The organism is Mycoplasma paraquilae (assembly GCF_048284415.1).
GTDB lineage: Bacteria > Bacillota_I > Bacilli_A > Mycoplasmatales > Metamycoplasmataceae > Mycoplasmopsis.
Map to the genome: position 1 here is coordinate 34554 of NZ_JBLVZU010000004.1, position 17354 is coordinate 51907.

Genomic DNA, 17354 nt, shown 5'->3' on the forward strand with positions numbered 1-17354 from the left:
ATGAAACAGCTTAAAGATTTAATTAAAATTGCTGCATTCGATGTTGATGGTACAATTTTACCTAATGGAACAACTACTTTTTCACTCAATACAAGAAAGATTTTTCCGCTACTTAAAATGCATGGAATTACAACAGTAATTTCATCGGCTCGTGAATTTGCAACTATTGGGGACTTTTTAGAGCAATTAGACCCTGTAGATTATTTTATTGGTGCAAATGGGGCATTTATTTTTGATAATAATAAAAAAGAATTTGTTTATAAAAATACTTTAAACCGTGAAGAAGTGATTCAAATGTACCATGCATTTAAAGATAAAGCTGCTGCTTTTGCAGTTGCTGATTTCAATAAGGTTTTTAAAACACCTGGGATGAATTTGAACTCATGGTTTATACGTCCATTTGTATCAAATTACTATAACTTTGATGAGTCTGAATTAAGCAAAGATGATTTATATGTTATTACATTAAATGTAGATGGTTCTGATGAAATAGCGCGTGAAGTTGAACAATATATTTCAGAACATAATTTAAATATGGAAGTATCTGCAAAATGGTCAAAAGGAATTTTTATTGGTCCTAAAAATGTATCTAAAAGTCATACCTTAAGCATTCTTTGTGACATGTTGGGATATAAAATTGATAAAAACTTAATTGCTTTCGGAGATAGTTCTAATGATTATGAAATGCTCCGTGATGCTTATTATGGTGTAGCCATGGAAAGAGCAAATGAATGAATTAAATCAGTTGCTAATGATATTGCACTAGATTGTGAATATGATGGTGCATATTTGAAATTAAAGGAACTTAAATTAATTTAATGGATCAATTAATTGTTTACGAACTTTCAGAGTTTTCTTCTTTAGCTGGCGATAATTTTATTTTAGGTTCATTTGAATCATTCCATCTCGGGCATTATCAATTATTTAAGCAAGCGATGGCCAACGGTGGCAGAGTAATTTTGGTTTGTTTCAATGCCCAAAAAGGAATGCCTAAGTTTAATGATTTAATATTCACTGATAATTATGCTAAATATGAGCAGCTTGCACGCTTACCATTAGACGCTATAGTACAATTGGATTTTAATGAGGTTAAAAACTATGAAGGAATTGAATTTTTAGCTAAACTTGCGCAAGGGAATTATGTTACATTTATAGCTGGTCAAGATTTTAGATTTGGCAATAAGGCAGCTTATACATTGAGCGATTTTAGTGTTCCGGATTATGAAGATTTATTTAGAGTGCAAGAAATTGAATTAATGCAGGACATTGGAACAAAAATTTCAACTTCAACTTTAAAGGAAAGTTTGGAATTTGGTGATATTGATTTTATTAATTCACTACTGGTTTATGATTATAGTTTTTCAGGTGTATTGAAAGAAGATGCTCTAGAAACTATCCCTCAGTTAGCGAAAATTCATGCTGGACTATATTGCGCTTTATTTCATATTAAAGAACTAGTTTATTATGGAATTTTACATGTAACAAAAAATGGGGTTAGAAAAGTATTTTTAATAGGGTATCAACTCAATGATTCAGTTCAAGATACTATTGTAGTTTCTGAATTAAAACACAAAATTAGAGTTGCTGTTTCTAATTTCGATGATGAAATAACGACAGATGATATTGCGCTAGCAAAGGATTATTTTGCACGTAATAAAAAATAAAATTTCTTTATTATCTTATTCTATAAGCTTAAAAATATTTTATATATAATCAAATATCTTATATAATACTTAAAACTATTAATTAAACATAAATTTTAAACTTGGTTGATATGAAAATACTGGCTAGGTTTAAAACATAATAAAGGAGAATATTATGGTTTCAAAAGAAAGAAAAGCAGAATTAGTTAAGCAATTCGGAAAAAATGCTAAAGACACAGGGAACACAGCAGTTCAAATTGCTATTTTAACAGAAGACATTGAGTTATTAAAACCTCACTTCTTAAATAACCCTAAAGACAACCACTCAAGAAGAGGGTTCTTAGCTAAAATCGCTCAACGTAAAGTGTTATTAAAACACTTAAAAGAAAATGACTTTGATGAATACAGCAAAGTTATTGAAGCTCTTAACATTCGTAAATAATGAGTTTTTAAAAAACAACAAGTATCGACTTGTTGTTTTTTCTTATCTTGATTTCTTAGCATTAAATTTAAAAATATATGAAAATGCAATTGATGCAATCGCGAATGAAGAAACATATATAAATGAAATTCAAGGCTCAATAACTTTACCTACCAGTGCAATTGCATAATATGATTGAATGTTTTGCATTGATGGTATTCCTGACAATGCATAATATCTAATTAAATTTGTAATTTGTGTACCTGGTAAAACAGATAAAACATTTCTTAATCCCGTTGGGAATACGTTAAGAGGCACAAAAGCTCCAATAAAGAATCCAGACATAGATGAAATCATCCCAATTAAAGCAGAATAAATTGCAACACTTTTGACAAAACTAAATACAAATGTAAAGATTGCTGAATTTAATACAGCACCTAAAACAACTATCCCAAATACATTAAATGCTGAAATCACTGTAAATAAGCCAATTGTCTTGTTTATTACCATATAAAGAATAAATAATAAATAAAGGACTATGCAAATTAAAACATTTAAAAGAATGTTTACTATTAAATAACTAAAACGAATTAAAGATGGTTTAATGGGGGTAATGGCTAAGTCATTAAAAATTTTCTTTTCCGCATCCTGAACAATAAAAACTGATAAAGATAATGCTGTTGTAATTGTTGATAAACTTAATAATCCAGTTAACATAGAGGCATCTACAAATTGACTTTTTTCCAAATCAGAAATAGGTGCATTAGCAACTTGTTGAGTAAACATATATTTACCAAATAATATAAAACAAAAAACAGTAATAATTGGTGAAATAAATGTTGTAAAAATTTTTCTTGGATCTTTAAAAAATAGCAAAAAATTTCTTTTAACTAGTCAATAAAGTTGAAACATTTATTTTTCCTCCTTTTTAGTTTTTGTTACAGCTAAAAACACATCATCCATTGTCCCTTTAATTAATTCAAAGTCATTTAAAATTGGTCCATATTTTAAAACAAATGATTGTGCATTGAGATTAGAATCAAACTCAACAATATATCTTTGATTTAAGTATGCAAAATTCCCGCCATTGTCTTGAATGAGATTTTCTAAAATAGAATTTTGCTTTTGATAAATGACGACTTTAGTTTTACTGTATTTATTTTTTAATTCAGCAGGTGTTCCTTCTGCGAGTTTTTGACCTTTTTGTAAAATTATTGCATAATTACAGAAATTTGCTTCTTCCATATAATGAGTTGTTAAAAGAATGGTTAGGTGTCTTTCGTCTTGTATTTTTTTCAAAATAGATCACACCAATTCACGAGAAGTAGGATCAAGCCCTGTTGTTGGCTCATCTAAAAATAAAATTTCAGGTTGATGCACTAATGAACGTGCAATATCAACTCTTCTTCTTTGACCACCAGATAAAGATACATAACTTTTCTTTAATAAATCTTGGAGTTGAAAGTCATCTATTACTTTTTGAACCAGGTCTTTTACAGAAATGTCATTAAAATATTGTTTATACATTGCAGCTCTAGACATTAAGTTATCATAAACAGTTAATTTTTCATCTAATATTGATTCTTGGAATACTATTCCAATCTTACGATTAATTTCACTTGCTTTAGAATTATCAATATCAAATCCATCTACAATAATTTTCCCTGAATCTTTCTTAGTAATGCCTAAAATAATACTTAAGGTAGTAGTTTTCCCTGCGCCATTTAACCCTAAAAAACCAAATAGTTCTCCTTTTTTGACTTTAAAACTTAAATTATCAACAGCTTTATTTTTTTTAAAAGATTTATTTAAATTATCTATCTCTAAAGTATATTTATTTATTTCCATAATATGCTTTATTCTCCTTTTTTATAAATTTTAATATTAAAATAAAAAAAATTATAACTTATTTTTATAAAAAATTAGCAAATAGAGTAAAAATATGCTAAAATATAAAACATTATGGAAAAAGATTATTACAAAATACTTGGAGTAGAAAAAACAGCTACTGAAAAAGAAATTAAAACAGCATATAGAAAGCTTGCAATGCAATATCACCCTGATAAGCTTAAAGACGGATCTGGAGACGAAAAAATGAAGGAGTTAAATGAAGCATATCAAATCCTTTCTGATCCCGAAAAAAGAAAAATATATGATATGCATGGGGCTGATGCAGCTAATGGAAAAGGATATGCAGGTGCCGGTGGATTTAACGGGCAATATCAGTCTAGTGGTTTTAATGCTGGTGATTTTCAAGATATTTTTGAAAACATTTTTGGTGGATTCGGAGGAGGAAGAAGAAGAACTTCCCGCTCAATGAAGCAAAATGGAGATGATTATAATTCAGTATTAAATGTTTCGTTCATGGATGCTATTCATGGAACAACAATAAAGCAAAAACTTGACAAATGAGAATTATGCTTACATTGTGGTGGAACTGGAGCAGAAAGCTCAAGTGATATTTCAACATGTAGTGATTGTAAAGGACAAGGTTTTACAACAAAAGTTGTTAATGGATTTTTCGGACAACAAATGGTTCAAGAACCATGTCGTTTATGTTCAGGTACCGGAAAAATAGTTAAGAATAAATGTGTACATTGCCGTGGTGAAAAATATTTAAAAGTGCAAAAAACTGTTACAATCAAGGTTCCAGAAGGGGCAAATACAGGGTTAACACTTAAGCTTGCTGGTTATGGAGCACCAGGAAACAATGGTGGTGAGCCAGGTGATATGCTAATTCATGTTCAAGTTCAAAACCATCCATATTACCGCAGAGAAGGGTTAGATCTTGAACTAGACTTTCCGGTATCATTCATTGATATAATGTTAGAAAATAGCGCCAAAGTTCCAACTCCGTGAGGAGATGTTTCAATTAAATTAAAAAAGAGCTATACCGATGAAAAAACTATTAAAATTCCACAAAAAGGGGTTAGATACAAAGGTTCACAAGGTGATTTAAGACTTAATTTAAGAGTTATAATTCCTGACCTTGATCGAAAAGATCGAAAAGCTATTATTGAAACTATTGGAACTGTAAATGATAATTCAAATGAAAAATTTGTAAACAAAGTAAATATGGCCTAAAACAGCATAAAAAAATAGAGAGTAATCTCTATTTTTTCTTTATGTCTTTCCATAAGTAAGGAAATTCTTTTGGCGTTGAACGTTTTTTAGTAAATGTAAGGATAAAATTATCACGCTTAACATCTGAATTAATAAATTCTTTTAAATCTATTGTACAGTCTAGTTTGCTTAATATTTCACCAGCTTCCTTTAATTCATCATGAACTTTTATTCCCTTTAAAAGTGCCATATTACCATTAACTTTAACTAAATGAAATGAAGACATCAGTAGAGCTCGAACATCAGCTACAGCGCGGGCTGTAACTATGCCAAATAAATTCTTTTCTTTTTGTTCTTCTGAACGCATTTTGTAAACAGTAACATAGTCTTGCAATTTTAAACTATCAATTACTTCGTTTAAGAAATTAACCCTTTTTCCAATTGGTTCATAGATAGTAACATGATTATCAGGTTTTGTTAAAACATATGGTATAGATGGAAACCCTGCCCCTGCTCCTATATCTAAAATTTCTCCTTTATGTAATCCTTTAGTAATTTCTTCCATGAAATAAAGCGATTCTAAAATACCTTCTTCTCACAGACGATCACCGGTAAAGCCAGTGAGGTTCATAACTTTATTTTTTTCTTCGATTAAATCTACATATTTTACAAATAATGCAAATTCTCAACCATTTTTATTACATAATTGTTGGACTTTTTCTTTTTTAGTTATTTTGTCCATATTTGTTTATTTCCTCTTTCATTTGTTGGTACACGCTAGTAATTGAGCTTCCTTCTAATGTAGCATTTATTACTCTCCCTAAAAAATCACCAAGAGAAACAATTTCTAATTTAGTATATTTTTCAAGAAATTCAGCATTATCTATACTATCAGTAACTATAACTTTTTCTATGTTGGGGTTATTTTCAAATACTTCAAATCCTTTAGTAAAAATACCATGTGTAGCCATGACAATAATACGCTTTGCTCCATGCTCTTTTAAAGTATCAGCTGCTTTAATTATGGTTCCACCCGTGTCAATAATATCATCAACGATTACAGCATTTTGACCTTCAATATTTCCTATAATTCCCATAACTTCAGTTTGATTGACACCTGTACGTCTTTTGTCAATAATACAAATTTTAACAGTGTTAGCAATTAATTCAGCAAGTTTTCTTGCTCTAACTGTTCCTCCATGATCAGGAGAAACAACTGTAAATGATGTGTTTAATTTTTTAAGAGCCATTGCTAGAGGATATTGTCCTCTTAAATCATCAACCGGAATATCGAAAAATCCTTGGATAGAAGGATTATGCAAATCAACACAAGTTAATTTTGTCACTCCGGCAGTTTGCAATAAATTAGCAACGAGTTTAGCTCCAATAGGTTGTCTCCCACTCACTTTTCTATCTTGACGCGCATAACCATAATAGCTCAGACAAACATTAATGCTTCTGGCGCTAGCACGTTTCAATGAGTCAATAAATAGCAACAGTTCCATAATATTATCATTTACAGGTCGTGATGTGCTGGCAATAATAAAAACATCTTTATCTCTAACAGTGTCTGCAGCTCCAATCATAACTTCCCCATCAGCATAAACTGTACGGTTAATTTCAGATAGTGGAATTCCAATTAGGTCTGAAATTGTTTGTGCTAATTTTTGGGCATTTTTCATTCCAAAAATAACAGTTTCTTTTTTATTCATTTAAAACCTCTTTAATTTAATTCATTTGAATTTTACAGTTTTTTTCAACCTATTTTTTAAATAAATTAAAAATCCAAGCGAAATGCTTGGATGAGATTACCTAATAAATCATAAAATTTTTAGTAAAGCTTTTTTATCTTTTCAATTGAGTTTAGCAAAGATAAAAATTAAGTATTTTAATACCTTATAATTAGATAAAAGTTTATGTTTTAAATTAATAGTAAATTGCTTATAGTCTTTAGTTTTTAATAATTCCTTACTCATTACTTTAATTGCTGAATTAATAAACATTAAAGCTTTTAACAAGTTTTCATCAGCGAGCATAAGGTGTAAAATATTTTCAAATAGTTGATTCAATTCCTTGCTTGCAACCTTGCTTACTGTTTCATTAATTACTCATTTATATGCAAGAGTAAAAGTAATTTCTTTTAAAGGTTTTTGTGCAAATCATAATCTAACTCATTTTAAAATATATCATGATAAGTCTGTATATAAACGCGTATAATGCTTATTGTTGGGGCTATTAGTTAAAACATTTAATAATTCATCATATGATGTCAATTGATCACTATGTCTGATTAGTTGTTCAAGCGCAATTAAAATTAATGTTGGAATATCATTAGTAAATACATTAATTTGTGGCTCTTCTTTTAGTTCCTTTTTCAATTGTGATATTTCAACTTCATAATTTCAATTAAATTCTTTTGAGGTTGATATAGCTAAATTTGAAATTAGGTTAATGGCTTTAGGAGAAATGTAAACAGAAAGGTTATAAATAATTACCTTCATTATCTTGATAAATTGTTCTTTATCATATTGGATTAGACTGGAATTTAATAGTGCATAAATTGATTTTAGAATTAAATTTTTATCTCTAAAAATACTAAAAATAACTTTAAAAATATCATCGCTAGTTATTTCTTGCACATGAACTAAATTGTACAGTTCTTCTTGCAAATTATTTAGTACATCTGAAAGTAGGTCAGATTTAATTCCTGATTGCATAATCTGATTAATTAATGTATCAATATTAGTATGTTGTTCAATATATTTAATCAGCAATCTGTCTGGATCCAATTTTGCATATAAGTCAGTATTAAATATGTTGCGAGAAATTTTAGTTGAGCTTGCCAGAATCCATCCTGTGAATTGTGATAAACGTAACGGATAATTTTTATAGTTTCTGCGTGGAATCATGTTTCTATCGAATTCATTTAAATTATTTAAATAATCCTGAGTATTTGGTCCAAATATTTCTACCAAGTTTGGGTATTGCTCTATTTGGTATTGATAAAAACGATAATCAGACAATCAATAAATTTTATTAAAGTCGTATTCATTCAAATTATGAATATTTACCTGCTTGGTAGATAATTTAATATATAAGTCCATAGCCATCTTTTTATATGCTATATAGCTAGGATGAATATCATAATATATAGCGCTCATTTCGTTGGCATGTTTGTGCCAATAGTCATTATTATAAAGTGACACATAATTTCATCCTGACTGATAGCTAATTGTCTTTAAGTTATTATTAAGAAGTCCAATAAGGCTTTCTAGAACATTAGTTTCTGATGAAGAAATATTATCTAGTTTAAATATGTGTTCTTGTAATGCATTTTGTAGCATTAAAAATGGAACAGGATATGCAATGAGATTAATATTTGCATCAGGAGCTGCAAATTTTTTAATGCTATTTACAAACTCTTTGAGCGAATTTGTTGCTATATCCATGATGCTATCGTAACCTTCTTTTAAGTAATTGCTAAAGATTTGATATCCATCTTGAGTTTCGATACTGTCTAAAAGTTCTTGAGTTTTATTGTTGAAAATATATCAAAAAACTAAATAAAAAAAATCCATAGCACCAATTGTAATGGTGATTAAATTCGCTTGCTTAATATCTGAAATAACTTCACTGTGGGTATATCCTTCTTTGGATAAAACACTTTGGACTATATTATTTTGCTCAATCCTGCTTTCATCTTTTTCTAAAAAATTAATTCAATCTGTAATACTAGTTCCTGAAACTGCATAATTAGAAAAATGAACTAATTTATTAGTTTTTTCTAAGATCTCAGCAAAATAAGAGGGAAGAGAGCACCCATTTACGACTTTACCATTAATAAATTGTCCTGGATAATCCTTATCAATAAAGCCATCAAAACCAGCAGAAATCGAATCCCCTAGTGCGACATAAAATATCGGCTTATCAGGTTTGATAATATTTGCGGAATATTGCTTATTTAAGTCATTTATATCTTGTTCTAAGTCGTTTAAATACTTTTGGCTTATTTCATTACGAAGCTGAGCTTTTTCGCTTTCAATTTTGTCAGAAAGTACTTTTCCCATCATTTCTAATAATCTGACTATTAAATCCTTTTTATTCATCTTTATCCTTTAATTAAATTATACAAAAAGAAGTTTTTTAGAAAGGATTGGAATTTATTTTTATTGTTGTTTATTTATTGTGTATTTGTTTTTATATGAAATACAACTTCATAAGTTTAATATATTTTTTTAAATTAAAATAAATATAATTGCACATATAACATTAACATTGTTTAAATACTGAATATTCTAAAAATCATATTATTCCTTTAGCACTATACTTTAATTCATTTAAAAAATAACAAAAATGTGGAAATACCCACATTTAATTATTAAAAAGTTCCCCTTATTTTTCAGTGTTTACAAGATCAACAATTTTCTTAGCAGCAATTGCACCATCGCTTGCTGCAGTAATAATTTGGCGAATCTCTTTTACTCTAATATCCCCAGCAGCAAAAATACCAGGAACTTTAGTTTGCATATTTTCATCAGTTATAATGAATCCCTTAGAATCAAGAATGTCCAAATCTTGTAAGAATCAAGCCGTTGATTCCATTCCTATATAAGGGAAGAAAGAAGAAATTGTGATTTCTTGTTCATTTCCGTTTTCATCTTTTATAATTGCACTTTTTAATGAGTCATCACCTTTAAGCTCGAGTACTTGTGAGAATCGATGAATTTTAACATTAGGTAGTTTATATAAATCTTGTACAAGGCGTCTTTCAGCTGTAAAGTCACCACCCTTTATTACTAAGTGTACTTCTGAAGCAATACTTGAAAGATAAGCTGATTCTTCAACAGCTGAGTTACCAGCCCCTAGTACCATAGTTGGGTTCTTCCCAAATAATGGACCATCACAGATTGCACAAAAGCTAACACCTCTATTCATAAATTTATCTATGTTTTTAATAAAAGTTGGCACTTTATTTTTCATACCCGTAGCAACTAATATTGTTTTGGCTTGAATCATTTGTCCACTAGCTAGATAAATTTCTTTGTGAGTTGTATCTATGTTTTTAACTTCTACAACATCTCCATAGATGTATTTGGCTCCATATTTTTGGGAGTGATCAAAAAATTCTTGTGCAAGTTGTCACCCCTCAATCATTTCCGTTCCTATTCAATTTTCAACTTTGCTTGTAGCAGAAAGTTTTCCACCTGGAGTGCTTTTTTCAACAAAAGCAACAGAAAGGTTTGCTCTAGAGGCATATAGTGCTGCATTTAAACCAGCAGGCCCGCCTCCAATAATTACTAAATCATATGATTCATTCATATATACTCCTTTGTTTTCTTATAAAAAAAGCATTTAAATAAATGCGTTTTATTTATGTAATAATTTTGTTTTTGCTTTACATACTAAGTATTTAAAGCTTGTTCTATATACATAATTATTGTATTCTTCTTTATTTTTGATTTCATATGTTCATCTATATTTGCCTAAAGTTTTGCTGTATTTTACTAGTCCAAAAAATTGGAAGTAAATAAATAGTAGTACCCCTAAAATAATAAATACTAATGCTACATATGAGTAAAGATTATATGATTCTTCTCTTAAAGGTTCCATGGCAGCACGAGTCACACCATATCATAATAAGTATAGTGCACCAGTTGCTCCCGGTTTAAAGACACCAAAATAGTTGAATACTCAGCAAAGAAGAATATAACCAACCAAGTTAGCTATTCCTTCGTATAAAAAGAGCGGATATCTGTAAGCTCCTTCAAGCCCTAATGCATCGGTTGTAGCATCTGAAATATACATATTTGATGCAAAGGTAGAACCTAAAGAAGTTACACTATAACCACTTCAGTCAATTCTTCCATAAACTTCGTGGTTTGCATAGTTACCAAAACGCCCAACAAATTGCCCAACTAAAACAGCAGGTAAAATGTAACTAAATGCTTTTCTTAAATCGACATATTGACGTTTAGTATATAAATAAGCAATGTCAAGAAGAGCAGCTAAAATAACCCCTCCTTGAATACTTAGACCACCTTCCCAAATTGCATATCAATGCGAGTTCGGAAAAGGATTGCTTGGATTATAAATCAAACGCTCAATAATGAACCCAAGACGTCCACCAAAAATCCCTGCAGGAACTGTGATAATGATTACCACAAACAAAATATTCAAGTCTCATTTTTCTTTATATCAATAGAATAAAACTGTAAGAATAGCAAACAAGAACCCAAACATTATCATTAATGAGTACAGGTGCATCTGATAAGAACCGATACTAAATAAGATTGTAGGTGTACCTTCTCTTATTGCATCTGTTGTTGGTAAAAATGAAGGTAAATTATTATTCATTAGTCTCCTTTTCTGCTCTTTCATATAACATATCAACCACATTCATACCGGCATTTCTAGCCAAATAAGTATTGACAGCAGCTTTAATTAGGGAAGCAGCTGATCCCCCTTCTTTAATTGGAATTTGCATTTTCTTAATAGATCTACCAAAAACAGGGTATTCTAAATAATCAGTCCCTAATCGATCAAAGTCATTTTTACCTTCCTGGCGTACTAATTCAATAACTAAGTCAATAATTGATGATTTAGCAACGCAAGAAACACCATATAATTGTGTTATATCTACTAAACCAATTCCTCTAATTTCTAAAAAGTTTCGTGTCATTTCTGGCGATGAACCGATAAAAATGTTACCATTATCTTTAATTAAGACAGCGTCATCAGAGATTAAAACACTTCCTTGTTGCACTAATTGAAGAGCAGCTTCTGACTTTCCAATTCCTGATTCACCTGTAATAAGTACTCCTGTCCCACCAATTAGTACTAAAGTACCATGCACTTGTGTAACTTCACCAAAATAATTATTTAGATAAGAACCAATATTTGTTGAAATATATGATGTGGACATACGTACCAATGCCACTGGTATTTTATATTTATTTGCAACATCTATAACTCAATTAATTGCAGGTTTATTAAAACCTTTTGAGAGAATAACGATAGGTGGCTTACGTGAAAATACTCATTCTAATGATTCATATGACTTAGCTTTCCCAATTAAACTAAATCAAGTTGATTCTGCTGTTCCTCAAGCAATAACGTTTTTTGAGATACGATCATTTTCGAAATGTTCTGCTAATTCCAAACCAACACGCTTAATTGCCGGTAAATAAATATCATTATATTCGAGTTCGACATCTTTTCCATTAATAATATTTAAATCAAAAAATTCAATAATTTTTTTGACATTCATTTTCTTTTTATCTTTACTCATAAAATTCCTTAAATAAAATCTATTAAATTATAATAGTTATTATCTTATTTTTAATAAGATAATTAATTTTTTAAAATTTTAGCTAAGAATTCACCAGTATAACTATTTGGACTTTGAGCAACCTGCTCAGGTGTTCCTTGCGCAACAACTTGACCACCATGTATTCCGCCATCAGGCCCCATGTCAATTATGTGATCACATGACTTAATAACATCAAGATTATGTTCAATCACAACAACTGTGTCACCATTATCCACAATGCGGTTCAAAATTGAAATTAATTTTTTGACATCATGAGTATGCAGCCCAGTTGTCGGCTCATCAAGAACGTAAACAGTCTTACCTGTAGGCTTCTTTTGTAAATATGTTGCTAGTTTAACTCTTTGAGCTTCACCACCACTTAATGTGGTTGACATTTGCCCTAGCTGAATATATCCAAGCCCTACATCCATTAAAATTTGCAATTTATCCACTATTTTAGCTTTATGTTTAAAGAATTCTAATGCTTCCTCAACGGACATATCTAAAATTTGTGAAATGTTTTTGTTATGATATCTAATCTCAAGTGTTTCTCTATTGTATCTTTTACCATCACATTGGTCACAAGGCACGAAAACATCAGGCAAGAAGTGCATTTCAATTTTAATAAATCCATCACCACTACATTTTTCACATCTTCCTCCAGGGACATTAAAACTAAAACGAGACTTAGTATAGCCACGTGCCCTTGATTCCGCAATATTTCCAAATATATCACGAATGTCATCAAACACACCAGTATAAGTGGCTGGGTTTGATCTTGGCGTTCTACCGATTGGTGATTGATTTACTGCAATCACCTTATCAATGTTATTTAATCCTTGAATAGAGCTAAATTTTGCTTTTTTATGACTAATTCCATCAAGCAACCCAAGTGAATATTGAATACCACGTACAAAAATTTCATTTATTAAGGTACTTTTTCCCGAACCTGAAACACCTGTAATTCCAACTAGCATGCCGAGTGGAATAGTAACATCTATGTTTTTTAAATTGTTTTCTCTAGCACCTTTAATGGTAATTTCGGTTTTATTACCTTTTCGTCTTGATAGTGGTACTGGTATATTTCATTCACGAGATAGGTACTTACCAGTAATTGAATTTGGATTTGAAATAATATCTTCCAAATGCCCTTGGGCAACAACTTGTCCGCCATGAATTCCTGCTTCTGGACCAATATCAACTATATAATCAGCTGAATACATAGTATCCTCATCGTGTTCAACAACAATTAAGGTATTACCTATATCAACCATTTTTCTCAGTGTACTAATAAGTTTTAAATTGTCTTTTTGGTGAAGGCCAATTGATGGTTCATCTAATACATATAGCACTCCTGTTAGATTTGAACCTATTTGTGTAGCTAGTCTTATTCTTTGTGCTTCTCCACCACTAAGAGTTTCAGCACTACGGTTAAGTGTTAAATAATTTAGTCCAACATTTTTTAAGAACGAAAGACGATCAATTAATTCTTTAGTAATAAGGTTTGAAATTTGATTTTCTTGATCAGTTAGTTTATTTATTAGTCCTTGGACACTCTCTAAACATTGTTCAACTGACATTAATGTATATTCATAAATATTTTTGTTATCAATACGAACAGCCCTTGCTGCTTGATTTAAACGTGAGCCAGAACAGACGGAACATGTAAATGAACCCATGTATTTATTTAAGTAATCACGTCTACGATCTGAGGATGTTTCGTAATACAATTTTTCAATTTTAGTTACTATGCCTTCTATGATACGATCGCGTCGAATAATATTATTTGATGAAGATTTAAGTGCATAAGCAATTGGCTCAATTGAACCATACATAATGATATTACGTTCCTCTTGTGTTAATCCATCAATAGGAGTGTTTTTATCTATGTGATAGTGCAATAAAAGTTGATCAAATTCTTGCCATTCAAGGTTAGAAGTGTTAATAGTATTTTCAAAATATTTGATAGCTCCTTCATTAATTGTTCTTCAAGGCTCTGGAACAATTGCATCAAAATCAGCTTTAAATTCAACCCCCAGTCCTTTGCAATTTTCACACATACCATATGGAGCATTGAAAGAGAAAAGTCTAGTTTCAATTTTAGGCATATTAAAATCTTTATAGATACATGAATGCGTTTTTGAAAATGAGTAAATTTTTTTAGCCTCAACATCTTCAATTTTAATCAATCCATTAGAATGTTCAGAAGCAATATCAATTGCTTCAGCAATTCTGACGTAATTTTCTTCATTAAGTACAACTCGTGTTATAACTAAGTCAATATCATGTTTATTATTTTTAGCCAATTCAATTTGATCATCCAATAAGTAAAATTGGCCATCGATTTTAACCCTAATAAAACCATCTTTACGAAGTTTTTCTAATAAATTAGCATGAGTTCCTTTTTCACCCTCTACTAATGGAGCATAAATAATTAATTTTGAATTTTCTGGTAATTTATAAATTGAATTTAATATATCTTTTGTTGTTTGTGAACTGATTTCAATATTGTGATTAGGACAATAAGGTTTACCAATGCGAGCAAAAAGCAGTCTAAAATAATCATAAATTTCAGTAACTGTACCAACTGTTGATCTAGGATTATTATGAACTGTTTTTTGCTCAATAGATATAGAGGGAGAAAGTCCTTCAATTTTATCCACATCAGGTTTTTTTGTTCCACCTAAAAACATTCGAGCATAAGAAGAAAGTGAATCTACATATCTACGGCGTCCTTCTTCATAAATTGTGTTAAATGCTAGTGAACTTTTTCCACTACCACTCAATCCCGTAAAAACTATTAGCTGATTTTTGGGAATAGTTAAATTTACATTCTTAAGATTATTTTCTCTAGCACCTTTGATAACTAATTTATCTTCTTTATTCATTTAAATCCTCCTCTATAATTTTGTGTTTTTCATCAGTTTGCAATTCTAATAAAATATCACGTAACTCAATAGCGCGTTCATAATCTAATTCTTTGGCAGCTTGCTCCATTTGCTTACGAATTTCATCAATAGCTTGTTGCTTTTCTTTTTTATTTATTCTTCCCTTAGCTTGAGTTTTACTAATTATAGCTTCTATAGCATTATTAATATCATGACCTTGAATAGGCTCAGGTATGGGCTTGATTATAGTTTTTGGAGTAATATTATGCACCTTATTATACTCAAGTTGCATTGTACGCTTTTCTAAATTATCTTCAATACATTTTTGCATACTTGGTGTTATTTTATCTGCATAGAAAATAGCCTGACCATTAACGTTTCTAGCTGCACGACCTGTGATTTGAATCAAACTTTCTGCATTACGCATAAATCCTTCTTTATCCGCATCAAGTACCAATACTTTAGAAACCTCCGGTATATCCATTCCTTCACGCAATAGGTTGATTGCAACCACAACCTCATAAGTTCCTTTACGCAATTTTCTTAAAATCTCATTTCTAACAAAAGTGTTAAAGTCCGAATGTAAATAAGCAGACTTAATTCCTTTTTCAAGCAAGTAGGCAGATAAGGTTTCAGCTTGTTTTTTAGACCATGTTAAAATTAAAGTACGTGAATTAGTTTCCCTTTGCTTAATAAGAGTATCATAGATATCTTCTATTTGATTATGTGTAGGTTTTATTATTATTTCAGGGTCAACAAGACCCGTTGGGCGTACAAATAATTTTGCAACTCTTCCTTCCGATTTATTTAATTCATAATCACGCGGAGTTGCAGAAATATAAACTTTATAAAAATTAAAGTTGTTTTCTCATTCTTCAAAATTCAAAGGCCTATTTTCTAATGCTGAAGGTAATCTAAAACCATAATTAACAAGATTTTCTTTTCTACTTCTATCTCCTGCATACATCCCACCAACTTGTGGAACTAATTTGTGAGATTCGTCAATAAACATTAAGGAATCTTTTGGGAAGTAGTCCAATATTGTATATGGTCTTTGCCCAAAATCTCTTCCATCCAAATACATTGAATAGTTTTCGATACCTTTGCAAATACCAAATTCTTTCATATCATCTATGTCGTTTTGAATTCTTTGAGAAAGGCGAGAAGCTTCAAGTATTTTTCCTTCTTTTTGAAATTTGGCAATGCTTTTATCTAATTCTTCTTTGATTTTGGGAATAATTACATCATAAATAGAATTTTCTGTCGCATATGCATTACCAGGTGATAAAACGTAAATTTTAGGTTTTTGTTGCACTTCCTTTGTTAGTGGATCAACAATTGCAATTTCTTCAATTTCGTCGCCAAAAAATGTGATTCTAACAGCTGCTTCTTCATTATCAGCAGGATGCACAAAAATAACATCACCTTTAACGGTGAAGTCACCAGCTTCTTGAACGGTATCATTGCGATTATATTTAATTTGAATTAACTTATTTATAAATTCTTTAATCGTAATAGGCTGGTGTAAATAAAACCTAAAAAATGAATCCTTATAAACTTCTGGATTAAGTGCTCCATAAATAGCACTGACACTAGCTACAATGATCACATCTTTTCTTGTAAGCAATGAATTAATAGCACTTAAACGTAAAATTTCTATCTGTTCATTAGTTTTGGAGTCTTTGTCGATATAAACATCAGTTGCAGGAATATAAGCTTCAGGTCTATAATAATCAAAATAAGAAATAAAGTATTCTACTGCATTCTCAGGAAAGAAACTTTTTAGTTCACTATATAGTTGTGAAGCTAAAGTTTTGGTATGTGATAAAACTATGACAGGACGATCAAACTCCTTGATGACATTTGCAATCGTAAATGTTTTCCCTGAACCAGTAACACCTTGTAGCACTTGCTCTCGATCATTATTTTTAATACCATCTACTAGTTGCTGAATAGCTTTAGGTTGATCACCGGTAGGTTGATAATTTGCATGTAATTTAAATATTCCCATAATTCTTTATATTATATTC

At 30.2% G+C, this 17354-nt stretch carries 14 protein-coding genes; 4 read left to right on the plus strand and 10 right to left on the minus strand.

All coding sequences use genetic code 4. From position 1 onward, the window contains the following. The 3 genes from ACNQ12_RS02475 to rpsO all read left to right on the plus strand — a co-directional run bounded on the left by ACNQ12_RS02475 (window position 1) and on the right by rpsO (window position 2085). Window positions 1–819, plus strand: coding sequence for a YcsE-related riboflavin metabolism phosphatase (locus ACNQ12_RS02475; RefSeq protein WP_416754711.1), 819 nt, complete (start codon window positions 1–3; stop codon window positions 817–819). Beyond that, complete coding sequence (locus ACNQ12_RS02480; protein WP_418037230.1) at window positions 819–1664, plus strand: FAD synthase; 846 nt, start codon at window positions 819–821, stop codon at window positions 1662–1664. Before ACNQ12_RS02475 ends, ACNQ12_RS02480 begins: the two co-directional genes overlap by 1 nt. 154 nt (window positions 1665–1818) lie before the next feature. Then, window positions 1819–2085: a 30S ribosomal protein S15 gene (rpsO, locus tag ACNQ12_RS02485; protein ID WP_416754714.1), complete on the plus strand. Its 267-nt coding sequence runs from the start codon at window positions 1819–1821 to the stop codon at window positions 2083–2085. A 42-nt stretch (window positions 2086–2127) separates the two neighbouring features. Here the strand turns inward: rpsO and ACNQ12_RS02490 are convergent, their stop codons facing one another. Next, window positions 2128–2976 (minus strand): ABC transporter permease, encoded by an 849-nt coding sequence (locus ACNQ12_RS02490; RefSeq protein ID WP_416754716.1) that lies wholly within the window; start codon window positions 2974–2976, stop codon window positions 2128–2130. After that, complete coding sequence (locus ACNQ12_RS02495; protein ID WP_416754717.1) at window positions 2977–3912, minus strand: ABC transporter ATP-binding protein; 936 nt, start codon at window positions 3910–3912, stop codon at window positions 2977–2979. Window positions 3913–4026: 114 nt separating this feature from the next. On the opposite strand from ACNQ12_RS02495, the gene ACNQ12_RS02500 reads away from it, so the two are divergent. Then, on the plus strand, window positions 4027–5148 hold the full coding sequence (locus ACNQ12_RS02500; protein ID WP_418037227.1) for a DnaJ C-terminal domain-containing protein: 1122 nt from the start codon (window positions 4027–4029) through the stop codon (window positions 5146–5148). A 28-nt stretch (window positions 5149–5176) separates the two neighbouring features. Here ACNQ12_RS02500 and rsmG read toward each other — a convergent pair whose 3' ends face one another. The 8 genes from rsmG to uvrB all read right to left on the minus strand — a co-directional run bounded on the left by rsmG (window position 5177) and on the right by uvrB (window position 17335). Beyond that, on the minus strand, window positions 5177–5869 hold the full coding sequence (gene rsmG / locus ACNQ12_RS02505; RefSeq protein ID WP_418037225.1) for a 16S rRNA (guanine(527)-N(7))-methyltransferase RsmG: 693 nt from the start codon (window positions 5867–5869) through the stop codon (window positions 5177–5179). Further along, window positions 5853–6839: a ribose-phosphate pyrophosphokinase gene (locus ACNQ12_RS02510; protein WP_418019513.1), complete on the minus strand. Its 987-nt coding sequence runs from the start codon at window positions 6837–6839 to the stop codon at window positions 5853–5855. Before ACNQ12_RS02510 ends, rsmG begins: the two co-directional genes overlap by 17 nt. Window positions 6840–6935: 96 nt before the next feature. Next, window positions 6936–9233, minus strand: a complete 2298-nt coding sequence (locus ACNQ12_RS02515) for an SGNH/GDSL hydrolase family protein (protein WP_418037223.1) — start codon at window positions 9231–9233, stop codon at window positions 6936–6938. A 286-nt stretch (window positions 9234–9519) separates the two neighbouring features. After that, window positions 9520–10446, minus strand: a complete 927-nt coding sequence (locus tag ACNQ12_RS02520) for an NAD(P)/FAD-dependent oxidoreductase (protein WP_416754725.1) — start codon at window positions 10444–10446, stop codon at window positions 9520–9522. 48 nt (window positions 10447–10494) lie between these two features. Then, the gene (gene lgt, locus ACNQ12_RS02525; protein WP_418019312.1) at window positions 10495–11481 is read right to left on the minus strand and encodes a prolipoprotein diacylglyceryl transferase; all 987 of its coding nucleotides are present in this window, start codon (window positions 11479–11481) and stop codon (window positions 10495–10497) included. Beyond that, window positions 11474–12415: an HPr(Ser) kinase/phosphatase gene (gene hprK / locus ACNQ12_RS02530; RefSeq protein ID WP_416754727.1), complete on the minus strand. Its 942-nt coding sequence runs from the start codon at window positions 12413–12415 to the stop codon at window positions 11474–11476. The genes lgt and hprK overlap by 8 nt, the downstream gene beginning before the upstream one ends. 62 nt (window positions 12416–12477) lie before the next feature. Beyond that, window positions 12478–15324, minus strand: a complete 2847-nt coding sequence (gene uvrA / locus ACNQ12_RS02535) for an excinuclease ABC subunit UvrA (protein WP_418027418.1) — start codon at window positions 15322–15324, stop codon at window positions 12478–12480. After that, window positions 15317–17335, minus strand: a complete 2019-nt coding sequence (gene uvrB / locus ACNQ12_RS02540; protein WP_418019314.1) for an excinuclease ABC subunit UvrB — start codon at window positions 17333–17335, stop codon at window positions 15317–15319. Before uvrB ends, uvrA begins: the two co-directional genes overlap by 8 nt. Window positions 17336–17354 lie beyond the last annotated feature (19 nt).